At 61.7% G+C, this 18,683-nt stretch carries 16 protein-coding genes and 1 pseudogene; 3 read left to right on the forward strand and 14 right to left on the reverse strand.

Annotated elements, in window-relative coordinates; translation table 11 throughout:
- Window positions 1-3: 3 nt before the first annotated feature.
- From mexE to HDC32_RS00845, 8 genes are all read right to left on the reverse strand, one after another.
- The gene (gene mexE / locus HDC32_RS00810) at window positions 4-1,245 is read right to left on the reverse strand and encodes a multidrug efflux RND transporter periplasmic adaptor subunit MexE (protein WP_131696459.1); all 1,242 of its coding nucleotides are present in this window, start codon (window positions 1,243-1,245) and stop codon (window positions 4-6) included.
- A gap of 257 nt (window positions 1,246-1,502) precedes the next feature.
- Window positions 1,503-2,351 (reverse strand): HNH endonuclease, encoded by an 849-nt coding sequence (locus tag HDC32_RS00815; protein WP_131696458.1) that lies wholly within the window; start codon window positions 2,349-2,351, stop codon window positions 1,503-1,505.
- Entirely contained in the window at window positions 2,348-3,928 is a 1,581-nt protein-coding gene (locus HDC32_RS00820; protein WP_184742108.1) for an AAA family ATPase, read from the reverse strand. Before HDC32_RS00820 ends, HDC32_RS00815 begins: the two co-directional genes overlap by 4 nt.
- A 57-nt stretch (window positions 3,929-3,985) precedes the next feature.
- Window positions 3,986-4,645: a hypothetical protein gene (locus HDC32_RS00825; RefSeq protein WP_184742109.1), complete on the reverse strand. Its 660-nt coding sequence runs from the start codon at window positions 4,643-4,645 to the stop codon at window positions 3,986-3,988.
- 165 nt (window positions 4,646-4,810) lie between these two features.
- On the reverse strand, window positions 4,811-7,021 hold the full coding sequence (locus tag HDC32_RS00830) for a GMC family oxidoreductase (protein WP_184742110.1): 2,211 nt from the start codon (window positions 7,019-7,021) through the stop codon (window positions 4,811-4,813).
- On the reverse strand, window positions 7,018-7,530 hold the full coding sequence (locus HDC32_RS00835; protein WP_184742111.1) for a sorbitol dehydrogenase: 513 nt from the start codon (window positions 7,528-7,530) through the stop codon (window positions 7,018-7,020). The genes HDC32_RS00830 and HDC32_RS00835 overlap by 4 nt, the downstream gene beginning before the upstream one ends.
- Entirely contained in the window at window positions 7,527-8,894 is a 1,368-nt protein-coding gene (locus HDC32_RS00840) for a cytochrome C (RefSeq protein ID WP_184742112.1), read from the reverse strand. Before HDC32_RS00840 ends, HDC32_RS00835 begins: the two co-directional genes overlap by 4 nt.
- A gap of 156 nt (window positions 8,895-9,050) precedes the next feature.
- Entirely contained in the window at window positions 9,051-9,308 is a 258-nt protein-coding gene (locus tag HDC32_RS00845; RefSeq protein WP_260403564.1) for a sterol desaturase family protein, read from the reverse strand.
- A 217-nt stretch (window positions 9,309-9,525) separates the two neighbouring features.
- Here HDC32_RS00845 and HDC32_RS00850 point away from each other — a divergent pair.
- A pseudogene (locus HDC32_RS00850) lies at window positions 9,526-9,636 on the forward strand (carboxymuconolactone decarboxylase family protein); the annotation flags it as partial.
- Between the two features lie 18 nt (window positions 9,637-9,654).
- On the opposite strand, the gene HDC32_RS00855 reads toward HDC32_RS00850, so the two are convergent.
- Genes HDC32_RS00855 through HDC32_RS00870 form a run of 4 tightly spaced genes read right to left on the reverse strand, consistent with a single transcriptional unit; the run spans window position 9,655 to window position 14,301 of the window.
- Window positions 9,655-10,164 carry a response regulator gene (locus tag HDC32_RS00855; protein WP_184742113.1) on the reverse strand — a complete coding sequence of 170 codons (510 nt, stop codon included), beginning with the start codon at window positions 10,162-10,164 and terminating at the stop codon, window positions 9,655-9,657.
- On the reverse strand, window positions 10,161-12,476 hold the full coding sequence (locus HDC32_RS00860; RefSeq protein ID WP_184742114.1) for an ATP-binding protein: 2,316 nt from the start codon (window positions 12,474-12,476) through the stop codon (window positions 10,161-10,163). The genes HDC32_RS00855 and HDC32_RS00860 overlap by 4 nt, the downstream gene beginning before the upstream one ends.
- Window positions 12,473-13,126: a response regulator transcription factor gene (locus HDC32_RS00865; protein ID WP_131696451.1), complete on the reverse strand. Its 654-nt coding sequence runs from the start codon at window positions 13,124-13,126 to the stop codon at window positions 12,473-12,475. Before HDC32_RS00865 ends, HDC32_RS00860 begins: the two co-directional genes overlap by 4 nt.
- Complete coding sequence (locus HDC32_RS00870; protein WP_184742115.1) at window positions 13,123-14,301, reverse strand: sensor histidine kinase; 1,179 nt, start codon at window positions 14,299-14,301, stop codon at window positions 13,123-13,125. The genes HDC32_RS00865 and HDC32_RS00870 overlap by 4 nt, the downstream gene beginning before the upstream one ends.
- A gap of 164 nt (window positions 14,302-14,465) precedes the next feature.
- On the opposite strand from HDC32_RS00870, the gene HDC32_RS00875 reads away from it, so the two are divergent.
- Window positions 14,466-14,984 (forward strand): SgcJ/EcaC family oxidoreductase, encoded by a 519-nt coding sequence (locus HDC32_RS00875; protein ID WP_145338655.1) that lies wholly within the window; start codon window positions 14,466-14,468, stop codon window positions 14,982-14,984.
- 248 nt (window positions 14,985-15,232) lie between these two features.
- Here the strand turns inward: HDC32_RS00875 and HDC32_RS00880 are convergent, their stop codons facing one another.
- Together HDC32_RS00880 and HDC32_RS00885 are read right to left on the reverse strand one after the other, a co-directional pair.
- Complete coding sequence (locus HDC32_RS00880) at window positions 15,233-17,320, reverse strand: TonB-dependent receptor (RefSeq protein WP_260403565.1); 2,088 nt, start codon at window positions 17,318-17,320, stop codon at window positions 15,233-15,235.
- An 83-nt stretch (window positions 17,321-17,403) separates the two neighbouring features.
- Window positions 17,404-17,793, reverse strand: coding sequence for a DUF2946 family protein (locus HDC32_RS00885; RefSeq protein WP_184742116.1), 390 nt, complete (start codon window positions 17,791-17,793; stop codon window positions 17,404-17,406).
- A gap of 201 nt (window positions 17,794-17,994) precedes the next feature.
- On the opposite strand from HDC32_RS00885, the gene HDC32_RS00890 reads away from it, so the two are divergent.
- Window positions 17,995-18,180 (forward strand): hypothetical protein, encoded by a 186-nt coding sequence (locus tag HDC32_RS00890; RefSeq protein ID WP_131696446.1) that lies wholly within the window; start codon window positions 17,995-17,997, stop codon window positions 18,178-18,180.
- The last annotated feature ends 503 nt before the right edge of the window (window positions 18,181-18,683 follow it).

The following is an 18,683-nucleotide window of genomic DNA, read 5'->3' on the forward strand; positions in this document are numbered from 1 at the left end:
CCCTTAACCGCGTGGAGCCGCAACGGCTGCGAGCTTGGGCGCGGTTTTTTCCGGCGCCACTTGCTCCAGGTTGCTGGCTTCAAGCGCTTGTCGTTGTTGGGCCAAGGCGGCGAGGGTTTCCTTGCTGGCCATCGGGATGGTTTCCGGTGCGACCGGCGAGCCGGGGCGCGCGCGTTGCAGGCCCTTGACGATAATGGTGTCGTCCTTGTTCAGGCCGCTGCGCACGATGCGCAAGCCTTCGATCTTCGGCCCCAGTTCCACCGCGCGATACGCCGGCTTGTCGCCTTCCATGACCAGCACGAACTTCTTGCCCAGGTCGGTGCCGACGGCCTCGTCGTTGATCAGCACGGCGGAGTAGGTGCCGCTGCCGACCAGCTTCAGGCGCGCATACAGGCCAGGGGTGTATTCGCCCTTGCTGTTATCGAACACGGCGCGACCACGGATGGTGCCGGTGGCCGGGTTGACCTGGTTGTCGACGAAGTTCATCTGGCCCAGGTGCGGGTTGCCGGTTTCGTTGGACAGCCCCAGGTACACCGGGGTGGTGGCGCCACGGCGGCCTTGGCGAGCCAGTTCGGTGTACTTGAGGTACACACGTTCATCGGCGTCGAAGTAGGCGTAGACCTTGTCGGTGGAGACCACGCTGGTCAGCGCGGTGACGTCGGCGGTCACCAGGTTGCCGGCGGTGATTTCGGCACGGCTGACGCGGCCGCTGATCGGCGAGGTCACACGGGTAAAACTCAGGTTCAGCTTGGCCAGGTCCAACTGCGCCTGGATCCCGGCGACGGCGGCGCGGGCCTCCTGGGCGGCGGTGGTGCGCGAGTCGGCCAGTTCGGCGGAGATCGCATTGCTCTGGCGCAGGCGTTCGCCGCGCTGGGCTTCGTTATCGCTGCGGGTGGCGGCGGCTTTGGTTTGAGCCAGTTGGGCTTCAAGGCGGCGCACTTCGGCCTGGAATGGACGCGGGTCGATCTGGAACAGCAGGTCGCCTTTCTTGACCAAAGCGCCTTCGGTGAAAGCGACTTGGTCAATCTGGCCAGAGACCCGTGGACGAATCTGTACGGTTTCGGGCGCTTCCAGGCGACCGGTGAACTCATCCCACTCGTTGACCGGCTGCTCAAGCACCTTGGCTACGCTGACTTTTGCCGCGGGCATGGCGGCCGCTTGTTCCGGGGTCTTGCCGCACGCGCTCATCACCACCACGGCCAAGATCGCCAGGGGGAAGCGCAAATGTTTGAGTGACTGTTCCATGAGGTGCATCCGCCAATGTATTTGAGATGGGCGGATCATGCGCGGCGAGGCGGTATGTCACGAATCGAATGAAGCAAAGGTAACTATCATTCGGAATGATATAAGCGCGGGATCAGCCCTCTAGCATGGGGGTTTCGTTAGGGGGCTATCAATGGGCGTGATGACAAAAGACTGTTGTTGCGTGTGTAACGAACCTCTCAGGTCCGTTGTGTTGAGCCTACATATCCAGAGTGCGGCGTAGCTTGAAGTCTGCGCGATCAGTCGAACGCAAGCTGTTCCTGGATAGCGCGAGTGGGATCATGAGCGAGTTGCTGTTTGCGTGACCGCGTGTGTTTGCGGCCCGATGTTTTCGGTGCCGCATCTTTGGCGGCGTCATCTGGAACCACCCACAGTGCGCTGGCCTTACCGCCGTCGTTCAGCCGTTCGGCAATCGTTATTTCCATGGCATGGCGAAAGGCTTGCAGTTCTGGGCGGTCTGTTGAATCGCCCTGGGCATCCAAGTCATCGATGGTGCGTTGCCAGCCCGCCAGTGCGGGGTAGCTGCGCTTAAGGCTGCGTTTACCGACCACAGCGCTGAGTAATTGGGTGCACAGGTGTTGTCCTTGGGGCGTGAGGCCGTGATAGCTGACGAACTCCTGGCGATTGGTTTCCATACGGATGAAGCGGATATGTTCATCGTAGCGATGGTGACGGGGATGAAAGAAAGTCATGACGTCTGCCGTGGGGTAAAGCGCCGGGGTCCCAGGGAACTTGCCCCAGTCGGCCTTGCCCTTGACCGAGTTGCAATCGACACACGCAATCGCCAGGTTGCGCGGATGCAAGGCGAATTGAGGATAGGTGTCGCGTGACAGCACGTGTTCGATGGGTGCTGCACTCGCATGGTTAAGCAACCAGCGCTTGCAGTAACAACACCTGGGCTCCTGGCGGCTTTTCAGCGCTAAGCGCAAGCGTTTTTTGAGCGCCGCACAGTCGGCTTTGGCAGGGTCGCCCAGCTTGCCCCAGATACTTTTATCAAAAGCCTTTGCCCCCTTGCGCAATGCGTGCAGAAACTTGCGCTGTTCGCTGTAGAGGAGCGCTGCCTTCGGCTCGCCGGTGGGGCGGGTCATGCTGGCAACGCCTGTTGCGCAAGGGCAAAGGTTTCGGTGATGGCAAGACTCGCGTGTTCGATGAGTTGCAGGTCCTGTTGGTAGCGCTTGTCTTCGGCGTCGCCGGAGGTCTTCATGATGGTTGTCATGTATTCCAGTGCTTTCCTGAGGTCTTCATGTTGTTGGGCATACTTACCCGCCTGGCCCCTGTTGGTTGCTCGAATAGCCTCGGTCACAAGCGCCGCGCAGCGCTCGGCGACTTCCCGGTTGTGTGGGGTGTAGGTCTCGAAGACCTTGAGCAGGATGGTCTCTACTGAGTGGCGCTGTTCAGGCGCAATTTCTGTCAGTTGATTGTCCTTGGCCATAAAACAATGGCTCAGGTTGTCCTTGGCATTGGCAACCAGGGTCGGTGAATGGGTGGCAATCACGAACCGGGTTTGCAGACGTTCTGCCATCAGGCTGAACAGGCTCGGCAGCAACTGCTGCCAACCGACATGCAGGCTCACTTCTGGCTCATCGATCAGCAGCACTTTGCCGGGGCCGGCGCTTGCCATGATTTTGGCGAACAGGAGCAGCACCTGTTGTTCGCCGGAGCTGAGGTCGGTGAATTTCAGCAGGTTGGAATGGCCTTGGCGACTCAATGCGAGACTCAGTCCCTTGAGGGAAACATGTTCACTGACCGCGAGTGCAAGGGGAATGACTTGGGCGGCCAGGCCGAGTGGTCGCAGCAGTTCGTTGAATGCACCACTGGGCGCAAGGTACAGGCGCTGTTTGAGGCCCAGGCGCTCAAGCAGGTTTTCCAGCAACGCCAGGCGCTCAGGTAGCTCGACCGTTTCGACCAACAGGTCGATCAACTTGCGCTCGATGGTTTGCGATGAATACCCGGTACTCGTCCGGTCGCCCAGGTAGCGATAATGAGGATACTTCTCGCGATTGCCCAAGGGAAAACGGTCAATCGGCCCAACCACAATGGCCACACTGGCGGTGGACTGTTGCTGCAGGTGGTCAACCAGAGAAGCCAACAACAGGCTTTTGCCGGCACCATTGTTACCGATGACGTAGGTGCAGGAAGATACGCTGCCTGGTTGCGCGAGCAAGTGCTCCAGCGGGCGCCGGTCGAGCAGTGAAATTTCCCGTACTCGGTCAACGGGCGGAACCCGAGTCCCGCCGATGCGGGTCCTGAGCACATCCTTGGTGTCCAGTTCTACGCAAACGCCGTCGACATCCTCATACCCAGTGTCGAACCATTGGGCAAACAGCCCTTTGAGTGAACCCAGCAGCTTCGACTCAGGGTATTGGCTGAAGCGCAACGCTCCATCTGACCGCCATATCTGGTAAATCGCTGCTGAAAAGTAGGCGAGCTCTTCTGCGCTGACCCCCCGAATGCCAGACAGCAATTTGCGTGTGTCGATGCACAACGTTCTGTCTGCCTGGGATTTTTGGCTATTCAACAACCAGGCGTAGTAGCGGGTGGCGTTGCCAGCGTCGTTATAGCTCGTGAAATCGAACACGGCTTCAAGCAGGTCATTGCTGGACAGGTGTTGCTTGAGTTTATCCAGGGCGGCGGGGGGTGGGGTCCGGCCAGGCGTGAACACCATCAGTGTTCGCCCCGTTAACGTGCCTTCTTCGGTCCGTTGTAACAGTGAGACGAAGGGCTATTTCAAATAGACCGGATTATCCAGCAGTGAGAGGCTCTCACATTTGAAGTCATTCGGCAGACCTTGGATCAGTTCGGCATTGACGCCTTGCACGATCAGTCTGAGTCGGGTCAAGTGGTGCAGGGCCGCGCTACCTTCAACAAGCACGTATGCAAACCGGCCCTGATGGAGGTCGAAATGCTTGACGAAGGCTTCGCCACTGTAGGGCTCCAGGTCGATCAGCCCTTCATCGCGCGCCAAGCCGGTGGCGAGTGCTCCGCTGATCTGGGCATGGCGGCGGTCGAAACGGGCTTGGGTGGCAAGAAAATAAAAAAGTGCGTCGAACAGGTTGAGGCACTCTTCTCCGTCCAGTTGCTCCGTGAGCTCATCCAACAGCACTGAAAGCTGTTCGTAGGTCTGTTCGTCGCATGCAGTGATTTTTTCGGCGAGGCCACAGTGCTCCATCAGCATGTGCACGCTGGCCTGAATGGTGTCGTGGTAGACCCAGTACTTAGTCTCCCGCTCCTTGACCCATTTAGGGCTGTCCCAGTCCACGATTTGCACGGCGAGGACATAGAGCAAAACCTGCTGGAATTGAGCGTCTGTCATCTCGCCCTGAAGCTGACTGGCCTGTGCGCGTGCTAATAGCTCGCCGAGCCAGATATGACTTTCTTCCATGAATGTCCACCTGTTTCCTATGACTTTAAAGACCGGGGGCCGCCCCCGAGGTGCATGGGTTTGAAGTTTACCTATCGATTCGAGTAGTGGCGAGTAGCCATTTTCGACTGTCTGCCAGCCACCATTCAAAAAATGGGCTGCGGGTTTTCCCCGCAGCCAAGGACCCTACGTGGTACCGAACCCCACCAACACTGTCAGCGCCCCCTGGTTATCCCCCAACCCAACGCCATAACGCCCCTCCAGATCATCGTTGATACACAGCTGCAATTCCCCGGTCTGCCCCGTTGGAATTTCCCCCAGGTCACCCACCAGAAACGGTGTCCCGCTGCTGCTCACACGGCCAATCAGCGCCCCCTCATTAGCCCCCGCCAAGGTGTAGCACGCCTTGGCGATCAACCCCGGGCTGCCGTTGCCATCGACCATGCCGCCCACCGGGCTGGCCAGCCACTTGCCGCTGACATAACGCACCAGGCGCGGGCTCGGGCCGCTGATTTGCACGCCGGTACCTTGCCACGGCTGGTTGGCCTGCACCTGTACCGTCGCGGCTTTAAGCTCGTTGCACAGGGTGTCGCCGGCCTGGATCGACAGCGCGGCGATGGTCAGGCTTGGGTTGGAGGTGCCGGTGGTGGGGAACACGCCATCGCCCACCAGGAACAGGTTGTTGTGGTCCCAACTGCGTTGGGTCTTGTCCACCACCGAGGTCTTGGGGTCATCACCCATGCGGTAGGTGCCCATCAAGTGCCCTGCACCCTGGAACGAATAGGATTGCCCTTGGTAGGTGAACACCCCAGGCGGGATGTCGGCAGTCAGTTCGGTAGCCCCGAGCAGTTCGGTGATGACATGACTGGCCAGAATACGCGCCTGTTTGAAGCCCTCCTTGGTGTAGTCGGACAGGTCGTAGTGGATTTCCGGGCGCGGGATACCCAGGCGGTCCTTGTATTGGCCGGAAGGCACGATGTAGCAGTTGGCGTTATTGGGATCCTCCTCCACTTGCTCCACCAGGAAACCCACCCGAAATTGCCGCGTAAGCAGGTTGTTCAACTGTTGCACCAGCGCCGTGCCGAACAGCACCTGGGGCGCGCCCGGGTTGTTTGGCAGCGGGTTGGTGTGGCTGACGTTGGTGCCATCAATCAGGTCGGCGACGGTGGTGTACGGGTCGCCGATCGGCCAGTTGAAGCCCTCGTTGCCGATCTCGATCCGCCAGGCCGCGCGCTGGCTGCGGAACGCGCCGTCGCGCAGGCTTTCGATGCCGGAGGTGGACACCGGGCCGCGATACGGGAACACCGTCTTGCCCTCGGGCATCAGGCCCCAGGCCAGGTAGATCGGGTGGTCTGCCAGGCTGCGCCCGACCTGGCCGCTGCTGTTGGCCACGCCCTTGGGCCAGGCGCTGCTGGTGGAGTTGAGCAGCAACTTGGGCGTCTCGATGGCATGGGCGGCGATCACATAACGTTGCCCGACGGCAACGCCCGTGCCGGTCGGTGGTCCATCACCGAGCTGGTACTGGATGAACTCGATACCGCTGATGCTGTTGTCGGCCGCGACGGTGACCTTGCTCGCCACGGTCTTGTACAGCACCCGCACATTGCCGGTGTTGAGCGCGTTGTTCATGGTCACCGTGGCATCGTACTTGGCCTGGATCGGGCAGATCGGCGTGCAGTTGGTGTTGCCTGCGCATACCCGTCGCCCGGCATACGGCTGCGAGTTGCGTCCGGCCGGCGTCGGGCTGACCACCAGGGGCAGGCCCTGAAACGCCTGGCCCTGCACCGCGTTGACGAAGCTGCCATCGACCAGCGACAGCGGGATGCTGGTCATCGGGTATTCATAGTTGGCCGGGAAGGTAATGCCCAGGTACGCCTGGTCGGCCACATTCGCCGCCACACCGATTTCCGCCTCGGCACGGCAATACGCGCTTTGCAGGTCGTTGTAGCTGATCGGCCAGTCCACCCCCACGCCGTACAGCGATTTCATTCGAAAATCATTCGGCAGCATGCGCAGGCAAGTGGCGACCCAATGCCAAGTGGTGCCGCCGCCCACGCGCTCATAAGTACTGGTGAACGGCAACGGGCCTTTTTGCACCAGGTAGCTGATGGCGGGGTTGTTCCAGCCATTGATGAGGTCGGCGATGGTCGCGCGCGGTGCGTTCTGTTCAGCCGGGTTGCGCGCCGGGCTCAGGGTGCTCACCGGTGGGTAGGGTGATTCGGGCGTCTTCAGTGTGGCGGTGTAGAAACGCTCCAGGTACTGGTTGCGATTGGGCGGGATCTCCGGCCCCGATTCCAACACCAGCACTTGCACTCCGGCCAGCCCCAATTGATAGGCAATGAGGCTGCCTGCAAGGCCCGCACCGACAATCACCACATCTGCTTGTTCGCTACTCATGACGATGCTCCTGGCTGCGTGCTGGCGGTGACCCCGGTGAAGTCTTCCAGGTTGGGCGGCGGACTGTTCCAGTAGCCGAAGAAGAACTCGCTGTAGCCCATGGGGTGGGTCTGGGCAATACTCCACGCCCAGCTCTGGGTGTAGGCCTCGTCACTCACCACGGTTTGCTCGCCGAGCGGGAACGCACCCTGGGTATACGGCTGGTACCACACGCCCAGCAGCCAGAGCTTCATGATCGCGCGTGCCACCTGGGCGGTTTGCGTCGGTGCCGGTTGGCCGTTCTGCATCAGGATCGCTGTGCCGATTTGCTGCGGAGTCGCCTGCTCGGCCGCCAGCGTGGCGTATTGCGCGAGCAGGGCGCTGAGCACGCTTTGGCCGACACGCGGACCGATGAAATCGAGAAAGGTCGTGGGCAGGCCGATGGGGTCTACCGACGGCGCCAGCAGTTCCTGATTGATGCCGGTGAGCACCACGCTCAGGCCGGTGAAATTGTCCAGGTCGGTACTCATGGCTGACTCCTTGTCACACCGGTGGATTGGGCGCGTTCGAGCAGGTAGGTGAAGTCCGCGAAGCTGGTGCGCGGCGACTGGGTCACGTGGGTGGCGGCATTGCCGTGGCAGGCGATGCAGCTCGATGACGCTTGGGGCACGGTGCCCTGGATATAGGTCTCCAACGTGGCATTGGCGAGGAACGACGGTGCCGGGTTACCCAGCGGCTTGGTGGCGGAGATCTGGCACGGCGGTTGGCCGCTGAGCGTCGGCCACTGGGTGCTGATCAACTGGTAGTTGGCCCATACGCTGTTGGGGTTAACCGTTCGCAGCAGGGTCTGGTAGGTGGTGTTGAGGGCCTTGGTTTCATTGGTCAGCGGTATCTCGCGCACGATCTGCGAGGGCGCGGCCTTCACCGCGGGGTTCCACGGCCGGGGCGGCGGCTGGTTGACCTGGGCCTGGCTGCTGGCGTTGTAGAACAGGTACGGGCCTTTGCGCTCGGCGGGCGGCGTGGTTTTTTCCGGCACATTGTCGACGTGCTCAAAGGTCGACCATACCCACTGCGGCGCGCTGGTGGTCTTGTGCACGATATGCAAGCCCACCAGCCCGACCGGCTCGGCCACGCAGGACTCGGCCACCACCGGCCCTTTGCTCGGGTCGCTGTTGCCCGGCGTATATACCAGGGCGTCGACGCTATGGAAGCTGGCGGGATTGTCGTTGCCGTCCAGCACCTTCCACGAGGCCTTGACCATCAGCGAACCCACCTCACTGGTGTGCGGGTTACCGCAACTGAACGCCACGGCATTGGTCGGGCTGGCGGCAAAAAACGCCTGTTGGCCTTGAATGCTGTAGAGGCCGTTGTTGACGATACCGTCGAACATCGGTTGGTTGACCACGATTTCATTGCGCGTGTACACGCCGCTCTGGTCCACCAGAGGGCCGCTCTCAAACGGCTGGATAAACTCGTCGAGCACATCCGGGACCTTGCCCATCTGTTGCAGCAAGCGCCCGGAACCCTTGCCTTCACAGGCTTTCGGTACGCTGGCGGGCGCGTGAAAAGGCAGCGGCTTCTGCCCTTGGGCCAGGAATATCTGATAGCTCTCCTTATAGCTTTCCCACACGGTGGCCGCGTCCTGCTGGCCGATCTGCACACCGCTATTGGGTTGACCCGTGTCCAGGGCCGGCCAGTTCAGCGCAATGAACGTCTGCCACGACATTTCATCGAAGTTGGCTTGCAGGCTGTCGAGAGAGAAGGGCGGGGTCGCCGTGACATCGAAGGGTATTTGCGTAGACAACGTGGGGGCCGCGACGACCAGGGGGCTCAGCAACGCGCCAAACAGCGCACAGCCGAACCCGGGCCGGGGGCGATGGGTTTCCATTCTCATCGGTATCTCCTAGGCATCAGGTGCCGGGAGACAGTGGGTCCGTCATGGACTCTTCAATGCGCCTCCTGGCACGGGCTAGAGCGTAGATAAGGTTGGCGGCGCAGGAGTGTGGGCGGCTAGATTTGTTCGTAATAAAAACAATCGCCAAGCAGAGGTTCAGGCGTGCTCTGTTCGAATATAAGTGCGAAACACATGGTCCCACAGCGGTGAAGAAACCCCGAAGTTCTTCTCGATGCCTTTGCGGTGATGCAGGTCGTGATTGGCTACCAATCCCGGAATAAAGGCGTAGGCCCAATGCTGCGGGCGGTGCATCGCGTAGTGCAGCGAGATGTAGACGAAATAGACGGCTACGGCACCGATAAAGGCCGAGGTGAGGCCGGTGAACCAGGCGAGCAGCAACAGCACTGGCAGCAAAATGAGGGGTGTATCACATCGTCGTAATACTGCGAACGGCGGGCGTGTGTTGTGGGCCAGACCCAATGCGTTGGGCCGGCAGTCGTCGACCATTGTTTCTCGTTACTTCAACGCCGATATCGCCAGCGCACCGCGCTTGCTTGCGCCGCCGTTCATTCTTGAGGACTGTCACTTGGATGAGATAACCGACCAACTCCTGAGTGCGGTGAACAGTACCGTGGTCGAGCTGGTCGGGGTTTTCGGCTATTACGCCCTGGTGGCGATGACCCTGAATGTGTTTGCCGTTCGCCGTGATACCGACACACCGCTTCCATTTGCCGAACCTTGAAAACCGAGCCCGCGGGCACTAGCAGCGTCGTGTCGCCGCCGACCCCGGCTGGGCCTCGACGTTGCCGGGCGTGGCGGTAGCACCGCGCCGCTGCAACAACTCAATCTGGTCCGCCGGCACCAGCGTACGCAGCGTCTTGTACAGCACTCGGGTTTCCAGCAGGTTCCACACCCGCAGCATGGTTTCCAGCGCGTCCAGGGGTTTGCTGATGAAGTCCCGGGCGCCCAGGGCCAGGGCGCGCAGGCGCGTGTCACGGGTCGCGTCGGCAGTGAGCACCAGGATCGGCAGGTATTCACCCTGGGGGATGCGCCGGTTGAGTTGTTCCAGCACCGCAAAGCCGTCGAACTCCGGCATGTGCAGGTCGAGGATCACCAGGTCCGGTTCGAAGCTGTTGAACAACTCCAGGGTGCGCAGCGGCTGGGTGCTGCTCAGCACGTTGGTCAGCCCTTCGCGCGCCAGCAGTTGCTCCACCAGGTCGAGGTTCGGGCGTTGGTCGTCGATGATCAGGATACGCAGGTCGAGGTTCACGCGGGCTCCGGAAAAGCTTGGTCGAGGTGGGCGAGAAATGCCGGCACGTTGATCGGTTTGTTCAATACCGCGGTGGCGCCGGCCTCCTGCAAGGCCTGGCGGGTAAGGTCGCTGGCGTCGGCGGTGATCATCAGCACCGGTGTGTCGCGGGTGATCGGTGACTGACGCAAGCGTTGCAGCACCTTCAAGCCATTGATGTCCGGCAGGGACACATCCAGCAGAATCAACTGTGGCGCATGCTGCGCGGCGAGGTCCAGGCCCAGTTGGCCTTGCATGCTCGACAGCAGTCGTATGCCGGGCCGGCGCTGCAGCAGGGTTTCGATCAGCGCCAGGCTGGAGAGGTTGTCCTCGATGCACAACACCTTGCCCTCGAAGGTGCTGACGACGGGGGCAGGGCGCTTCAATTCGATGTCGATGCCGGGCGTGGCGATGCTCGGGGCGTGCGCCACGCGCACGGAGGGCAGTTCCAGAGTGAAGCGCGAGCCGATGCCGGGTTGGCTCCGCACCGTGAGTTGGCCGTCCATGTTTTCCAGCAGGCTTTTACTCAGGGCCAGGCCCAGGCCGCTGCCTTCCACATTCGGGTCGGCCCCCAGGCGCTCGAAAGGCTTGAACAGTTGGCCGATATGATCGGCTGCGATGCCGTTGCCGGTATCGCATACCGACACGCGGATACGCTGCCCATGGATGCCGACCTCAATGCTCACCTGACCATCGCGCCGGTTATATTTGATCGCATTGGACAGCAGGTTCAGCAGCACCTGGGTCAGGCGCTGGCGGTCGGCAACGATGCCCGTATCCGCCGCCAGCGCCGGCAGCGGCTGCAACTGCACGCCCGCGTCGGCGGCCATGGGCGACACCAGCGTCAGCGCTTCTTGCAAGGTGCCCGCCAGCGGGATCGGCACGATATTCAACGCCAGGCTTCCGGCCTCGATCTTGGCGATGTCCAACACTTCGTTGATCAGCGTGAGCAGGTGCTGGCCGGCGCGCAGAATGTGACCGACATCGGCCTTTTGCGCCTTGGGCGCGTCCATGTCCAACAACTGCGCAAAGCCCAGGATCGAGTTGAGCGGGGTGCGCAGTTCATGGCTCATGCGTGACAGGAACTCGCTTTTGGCGCGGCTGGCGCGTTCGGCCTCCTCGCGGGCGGTGCGCAGGGCGAACTCCGCCGCACGGCGGTCGGTGATGTCGCGGGTGATCTTCGAAAATCCGCGCAGGGCGCCGGTGCCGTCGTACTGCGCGGTGATGACCACGCTGGCCCAGAACCGCGTGCCGTCCTTGCGGCAGCGCCAGCCTTCTTCGGTGTAATCGCCGTTGCGGGTGGCCTCGCGTAAGGCCATGTCCGGGTGCTGCGGGCATTCCTGGGGCAGGTAGAACACCGAGAAATGCTGGCCGATGATCTCCTGTTCGGTATAGCCCTTGATCCGCTCGGCGCCGTTGTTCCAACTGGTGACATGGCCCGCCGTGTCGAGGGCGAAGATCCCGTAGTCCTTGACCCCATCGATGATCAGCCGCAAGCGTTCTTCGTTGTCGCGCAACGCGCGTTCGCGTTCGGCCAGTAACAGTCCGGCTTCCACCAGGCTGGTGCCCAACTGGCCGATTTCGTCTTGTTCCGGCGGCTGTGGCAGCAGCGGCGAGCCCAGGGCCAGGCGCTGGGCATTGCGCTGCACATTCTGGACCCGGGCGACAATGCCCTTGGACAGAAACAGCACCGCGACAATCGCCCCGAACAGTCCGCAGATCGCCGCCAGCCAGGTGGAGAGCAACAAGCGTTGGCGGGTCTCGGACGCGGCGGCGCTGCGCTCGGCCAGCAACGACTCCTCGAGGGTGAGCATGCTGCTGATGTGTTGGCGCAGGGCATCGAGGATGTGCTTGTTACTGATCAGGATGGCACTGATGGACTCCGGTGTGGCGTCGCTGTCCTTGAGCATTTCCTCCAGCCCGTCGACCTTGCCGTCGATCAGCGGCTTGATCGCGCTGAGCTGCTCGCGCACCCGTTGATCGCGTACGTTGCGGTCCAGTCGGCGCAGGGCTGACTCGATCTGGGGCTTGGCGTTCAGGTAGCTGGGCAGGAAGTCTTCGCGGCGGGTGAGCAGGTAACCGCGCACACTGGCTGCGGCTTCCGCGAGCAGGGTATGCACGGCCTGAATATCGCTTTGCACGCGTAAAACACGGCGCACATCCTCTTCAGCGCGGGCGGTCTGGCGTTCCGTGGTGTAGATCAGCACCAGGGACAGCAACAGCACCACCAGTGGCAGTGAAATCACGACCAGCGCCTTGCCGCGCAGCGGCAGGTCGGCCCAGCGCCGCTTCATGTTGGTGTCACCAGGCCCAAGGCGATGCCCCGCACGGCGGCCTGGGTGCGGTCGGCCGCACCGAGCTTGCCGATCACCCGCTCGACATGGGCCTTGGCCGTGCCGGTGGTAATGCCCAGGTGTTCGCCGATGGCCCGGTTGCTCATGCCGTTGGCGACCAAACCGAGGACCTGGCGTTCCCGTGGGGTGAGCGGTTCGCTGGGGGCGGCACCGCTGGCCTGGCGTTCGGTCATGCGCCGCAACAGCCGGGCGCTGACCGCCGTGTTGAGCGCTTCGCCGCCAGCGGCCACGTGTTGCAGCGCCTGGATCACCTCGGCACGGTTGGCGTCTTTGAGCAAGTAGCCCACCGCACCGGCATTCATGGCCGCCTCCAGGTACTCGGGGCTGTCGTCCATGGTGAACATCACCACCTTCACCGCCGGCAGGCGTTGTTGCAGCAAGCGTGCAGCGCCCAAGCCGTTAAGCCCGGGCATGCGGATGTCGAGGATGACAATATCCGGCAGCAGTTGCTCGCACAGCTCCACCGCTTGCAGGCCATCGCTGGCTTGACCGACCACCTCGAACTGCGGATGGCCGGCCAGCAGGGACACGAAACCGGTGCGCGTGACTTCATGATCGTCCGCCAGCACCAGGCGCAAGACGTGGGTCATTGAGGTACTCCAATCAAGGGGGCTGGCACGCGGGCGTGCAGTTGGGTACCGCCGTCGACCGCGCTGACGCAGGTGAAGCTGCCGCCCAGCAGGCTGGCGCGCTCCTGCATGGTGGCGAGGCCCAGATGCTGGGCGTCATCGAGGGATGGCGCTGACGTGAAGCCTTTGCCGTTGTCGTCCAGCCGCAGGGACGCCTGGCCGTCGTGCAGCGCCAGGGTCAGTTGCACCCGACTGGCGCGCGCATGCTTGAGCACATTGTTGATGGCTTCCTGGCCGATCCGGAACAAGGCGATTTCCACCTGGCTGGGCAAGCGCGTCTCACAGTGCGCCTGCCACACCACGCTGATTCCGGCGTCACGCAGGCGGTCGGCTTCTTTATCGAGGGCTTTGAACAAACCGAAATCATCCAGCACCGTGGGACGCAGGCCCGCGATCAGTTGCCGGCCCTCGCCGACAGAGTGTTGGGCCAGGGTAAGAATCGCCTGCAGGTCGGCGGCCAACGCGTCTGGCAGCGGCGGGCAGCGCCCGGCAAAGCCCTGCAGCCGTTGGTGCAGACCCGCCAGGGTTTGCGCCAGGCCATCGTGCAGGTCGTAGGCCACACGCTTGCGTTCGTCCTCCTGGGCGCGAAGCAAGCGGTTGACCAGGTCGGACAGGGTTTTGTCACGGAGCTTGAGGGTGGTCAGCAGCCGATCGTTTTCCAGGTGGGCCGCCAGCAGGGTGGCGAGCAGCTGCAGGGATTCGCTGTCTTCGTGCTCCGGCGCCCGCAGGCTGACGCTATTGCCCAGCACCAGTACGCCAAAGGCATGGCCATCACCGGCGCGCAACGGCACTTGCAAGACGCTGGGCAAGTCCTCTGCTGGTCGTTCCTGCCAGCACGGCGTGCGCAGGCTGCGGTCGGCGAGGGCGGCCAGGCTGCCCAATCGCGCCGGGTTGCCATGGCGGGCGCTGGTGTAGGCGACGCCCTCGGCGTCCCACTCCTGCAGCAGCCCGTGGTCCATTGCCAGAAACGCGCAGGCCCGCGCGAGCACGTGTTCGCGCATGGCGTCGGGGGCCAGCTGGCGCAGTTGCTGGCCGGTATCCACCAGCAGGCGCAGGCGCGCCGTACGGCTTTGCGATTGGCGAAAATGCGCGCGCATGGCCAAGGCGCTGCCGGGATCATGGGGCGTGTCATGCATGGGTGATGCTCCATTGCTGCGGGCGCGAGGGTTAGCTATTAAACAGGGTCGGGCACCTTGGGCGCTATCTGCCAAATGGCATAGGTAAATACCTCCGGTTGGCCGATGGCGGGCAGCGGGCAGGTTGGCAAAGTGGCCTCAACGACGACCACTGGAGTAACGCCATGAAATTCAAGATCGCCCCAATCGCCCTGATGTTTGCCCTGAGCGTACCGTTTGTTCACGCCGCCGAGACGGCCCCGTATGTCTACCGTGAGGTGGCCCAGGCGCCAGCCAATGTGAAAGACCGCGAGATTGCCAGTTTATTCGACCGCTGGAACAGCGCCTTGCAGACCGGCAACGTGAAATCGGTGGTCGACCTCTATGCGCCGGGCGCTGTGTTGCAGCCGACCGTGTCCAACCAGGTGCGCACGACGCCGGATCAGATCAAGGACTACTTTGACCACTTCGTGGCGCTCAAGCCGGTGGGCCAGATCAACTACCGCGAGATTCGCCAGCTGGGCAGCAACGTGGCCATGGACAGTGGCGTCTACACCTTCACCCTGACCGAGTCGGACGGCAAGGTGCGCCATGTGCAGGCACGCTACACCTTCGTCTATGAGCAGGTGGGTGGCCAGTGGAAAATTCTGAATCATCACTCTTCGGCGATGCCTGAAGTGCAGGCCAAGCACGCCAAGCAGTAATGACTGGAAGAAAAATGCCCATCCCTTGGCGGGGGTGGGCATTTTTTCGTTGTGGCTGGGAGATTGTTCCTGTGACGGATCCATAGCCTGGCGACATTTGACTGATTCTCTCCTATCCAAATGTGGGAGGGAGGCACTACCTCTTCGATGCAGCGCTGTCGCCCAGTAAACTGGAACCTCTGTGGCGAGCGGTACAAGCCCGCTCGCCACAACAGCGCTGTCTGCCGGACGTTCAGCGTTGAGCCCATTCAGAAGTCCAGCGTCACCCCGCTATACAACGCACGCCCGTCACCCGGTGAGTGCAGCGAGGCTTTGGCACCGTCCGGGTCATACCAGGCGTACTCGTAGTAGCGGTTGGTGAGGTTTTTCAGTTGCAGGTCGACGCTGAGCGACTCGGTTACCCGGTACGTCGCCCCCAGGTTCATCAGGACATAGCCGCCGTAAGTGCCCTGGGTGTTCTCGCGTTCCAGGTAGTAGTGGGTCTGGCCGTTCATCCACGCGGTCAGTTGCAGGGCCGGCGTGGCCTTGAAGCTGACGCCGGCGTTGTACAGGTGATGGGGGATGTGGTCGATTTCCTGGCCCTTGCTGTTGGGCAGCGTCGCGCTGGGCTGGAGGATTTTCGAGTACTGCCAGGCATAGGCCAGCCAGATCTCGGTGCGTTCATTCGGGCGCAGGTTCAACTGCGCGTCGTAACCCCAGCGGCGGGTTTCGCCGACGTTGTCCGACTCGCCGCTGGGGTCATTGAGCCTGCGGCTGACTTCGCCACTGGCTTCCTGTTGCCAATACGCCACGCGGCCGTCGACCCAGTCGGCAGGGGTGAATTTTATCCCGGTTTCCCAGCCTTCATTGATGGACGGCGCCAGGTCGGTGTCCCTGGGCGGAATCTTGTAGGCCGCCGCGCCGCTGCCGACCTGGAACGTGCGCCCCCAGTTGGCGTACACGCTGGCCACGTCCCAAGGTGAGTACACCACGCTGAGCTTGGGTTGCCTGATCAGCCCGTAGTCATTGATGTCGTAGTCCAGGCCGGTCATTTCATTGGTGAAGTTGCCCTGGATCTTGTCGACGCGATACGCCGGGATGATCTTCAACGACTCGAACGGCTTGATCTCGGCCTGCATGTAGGCGCCGTAGGTGTCGAAGTCGAACTGCTGGTCGCGGGTTTGCGCCAGGCGCGCGCGGTCCAGGGTGCGGTAGCGCTCGCTCCGGTTCTGTTGCTGTTGGGTATCGGCGCCGCCTTCCAGGGCGAAGTCATACAACCAACTGACTTGCGGGCGCCAGGTCAGCGAGGTGAGGGCACCGTACTGGGTTTCGTAGGCGTCGCGCTCCTGCTGGGCACTGGTGCGCCAGTACTGGGTCCAGCGTCGGTCATCGAACGTGTTGACGTAGGTTTTCGCCGACCAGGCAAGGGTGTCGGCCAGTTCGGTGTCGAAATGCACACTGACCTGATTCATGCGCCGTGTGCCTTTATCGCTGGCGTTGTAGCGGTTGGTCATGGTCGGGTGTCGGCGCGCATCGTCCTCGCTCAAGTAACCGGGCTCCTGTGCCTCGGTTTCGTAGTGACGGGCGATCAGGCCGATGCGGTAGCTGTTGTCGTCAGGGGTGTAGAACCATTTGCCGGACATCGAGAATTTGTCCGCCTCGGCATGGTCGCGGTAACCGGCGGATTTCTGGTAGGCGAAGAAGTAGTTCTGCGTCAAATTGCTGCCCTGGATGCCTTTGGCGAACTGCGTTTCCTGGGTGTTGAAGCTGCCATAACGCAGGCGCGCATTGGTGTAGTCTCCGCCCGTGCGGGTGAGCATATTGACGTTGCCTGCAATGTTGTTCAGGCCGTAGCGCGCATCGCTGGTGCCGCGCACCACTTCGATACTGTCCAGCTCCATCGGGAAAATCATGTCCATGAAGGGCATGTTGCCGTCGTTGCTGTTGCTCGGAATACCATCGATCAGCAGCTTCACCGCATTCACTTCACCTTCGCCGTTGAAGCCGCGAAAGGAAATCTTGCCGGAGGTGGTGCCCTGGTTGAACTCGGTGAGCATCACCCCCGGCGCGCGGCTGAACAGCTCCCAGCTGTAGTTGACCGGCATTTTTTCGAGGATGTCGGCGCCGAGGATATCCACCGAGCTGAGCACGCTGGCGGTACTCAACGGGCCGCTGGCGCCGCTTGCACCCTGGACCGTGACGGTGCCGAGGGTCAGGGCCGAGTCTTCGCTTTTGCCGGCTTGGGCAAGGGCTGAACATAACGGGTTGAGGGCGAACAGGCCGGCTGAAATCAGCGGCCACAGGCAACGGGACACGGCGTGACGCTGCGCACGCGGCGCAGTCAAGAGAACAGGCATGGACATACTTCCTGATAGCCAAAAACTGCAAGGACGTTCCAGTCACCCGCATAGGGCAACTGATAACGCAGGGTTCGGGGCGATCAGGCGACAGGAGAGGCGCGCGGGTTCAGGTTCGGCCAGCGAACCTTGGGTTGCAACGTCGGCAGTAACGGGTTGTCGAGGGCGATATCGGGTGTATAGCGCGGCAGCAGATGCCGGTAATGGCTGGGGGGCAGGGCGGCCAGCCCGGCATGGCCACAGCAGCAATCGCTGTGCTTCATGGCGGTGGGTGCCGGAGCTTGCTGCGAAGGGTCGATCAGCTTGGCAAAGCCTGGCGGCAGGGCTTGCGACGCGCCCCCGGAGCAGAAACCGCCCCAAAGCATCAGGCCGCTGTCCGGCGTTTGCAGGGCACGGCTCAGCGGCATGGCCAGCATGTTGAGCAACAGGGCCAGGCAGGCGATCCAGGGGCTGATACGTTTGAACATAGCCATCGAAGCAATCGACGCAAAAGGGCGGGTATTTAGCCGCAGTTCAGGCATGAAGTAAAACGCGCTATTTTGCCGCAGCACTGTCTTCGGCTGATGAGAGAGGCGTGGCGGCCCCCGGAGGAAGTGGCAGTGTGGTTTCGATACCCTGGCGTGCACCGGTTGCTGATAGGGTCATTGAGGTTTATCTCCCGGCCTTACTCAAACATGGGCGCCCGGCTTTGGTTCTATCCGACCGGGCTCGTAAATGCTGTCGAGCACGGTGAGGCGCGGGTCCAGCGCAACTGGCTCGCCCTGTTGGGCGTGCCCGAGGCGCCTCACTCACTGCTGGAATTCCGACGCCTGTACCTGCAAGACTTCCAGGACGGCGAGGGGCTGTTCAAGGGCGGGTAGGGAATATCGGAGTTTTAGGGGGGCACGCTATCAGGCTATTAGCAGGTGAAGTGTAAATAACGCTGGTAAATGAGCCAAATTCATGGGGTATTTTGAGTAGTGGATTAGATGCAGCGTATTAAACCGCTCGGCACAAATTAAGGAGGGTTTGTTGATAGCTTTAGTTGCTTCTGCCGGTTTGTTTATTGGTGTGTTGTCGGGAGGGTGATAAGGGTAAAGCAATGTCATCCGAGTGTGCTCACCGCCCTGTGTTGACGTGTATTTTCGGTTTGGTCGTTATCTTGATAAGTCATCGGAGTTACTCAAGGAAAAAGACAGCGTAGACGCTTAAACGCAGCTTCGCTCTGATGTTCGCTTGTCAGTAACGGGGTGTTTGCTCTCGAAAGGATGAGGTTTGGCGTTCATTGGTGTCATAAACTTTGGTCTGGCTGGCGCAGCCCGTAAATGAGGCTACGATAATCTACAGCGTCGCTGTAGAGACCATCCGTATGGTGCTGCTGGTG

The sequence above is a fragment of the Pseudomonas sp. JAI120 genome (assembly GCF_014207255.1).
Classification (GTDB): Bacteria; Pseudomonadota; Gammaproteobacteria; order Pseudomonadales; family Pseudomonadaceae; genus Aquipseudomonas.

What these genes read in the sequence shown, in the direction of transcription:
- HDC32_RS00830 (WP_184742110.1), bottom strand. Translation starts at nt 7,021, where the DNA reads ATGAGTAGCGAACAAGCAGATGTGGTGATTGTCGGTGCGGGCCTTGCA.
- HDC32_RS00875 (WP_145338655.1), top strand. Translation starts at nt 14,466, where the DNA reads ATGAAATTCAAGATCGCCCCAATCGCCCTGATGTTTGCCCTGAGCGTA.
- HDC32_RS00860 (WP_184742114.1), bottom strand. Translation starts at nt 12,476, where the DNA reads ATGAAGCGGCGCTGGGCCGACCTGCCGCTGCGCGGCAAGGCGCTGGTC.
- HDC32_RS00880 (WP_260403565.1), bottom strand. Translation starts at nt 17,320, where the DNA reads ATGCCTGTTCTCTTGACTGCGCCGCGTGCGCAGCGTCACGCCGTGTCC.
- mexE (WP_131696459.1), bottom strand. Translation starts at nt 1,245, where the DNA reads ATGGAACAGTCACTCAAACATTTGCGCTTCCCCCTGGCGATCTTGGCC.
- HDC32_RS00815 (WP_131696458.1), bottom strand. Translation starts at nt 2,351, where the DNA reads ATGACCCGCCCCACCGGCGAGCCGAAGGCAGCGCTCCTCTACAGCGAA.
- HDC32_RS00825 (WP_184742109.1), bottom strand. Translation starts at nt 4,645, where the DNA reads ATGGAAGAAAGTCATATCTGGCTCGGCGAGCTATTAGCACGCGCACAG.
- HDC32_RS00865 (WP_131696451.1), bottom strand. Translation starts at nt 13,126, where the DNA reads ATGACCCACGTCTTGCGCCTGGTGCTGGCGGACGATCATGAAGTCACG.
- HDC32_RS00890 (WP_131696446.1), top strand. Translation starts at nt 17,995, where the DNA reads ATGGGCGCCCGGCTTTGGTTCTATCCGACCGGGCTCGTAAATGCTGTC.
- HDC32_RS00885 (WP_184742116.1), bottom strand. Translation starts at nt 17,793, where the DNA reads ATGGCTATGTTCAAACGTATCAGCCCCTGGATCGCCTGCCTGGCCCTG.
- HDC32_RS00870 (WP_184742115.1), bottom strand. Translation starts at nt 14,301, where the DNA reads ATGCATGACACGCCCCATGATCCCGGCAGCGCCTTGGCCATGCGCGCG.
- HDC32_RS00840 (WP_184742112.1), bottom strand. Translation starts at nt 8,894, where the DNA reads ATGAGAATGGAAACCCATCGCCCCCGGCCCGGGTTCGGCTGTGCGCTG.
- HDC32_RS00835 (WP_184742111.1), bottom strand. Translation starts at nt 7,530, where the DNA reads ATGAGTACCGACCTGGACAATTTCACCGGCCTGAGCGTGGTGCTCACC.
- HDC32_RS00820 (WP_184742108.1), bottom strand. Translation starts at nt 3,928, where the DNA reads ATGGTGTTCACGCCTGGCCGGACCCCACCCCCCGCCGCCCTGGATAAA.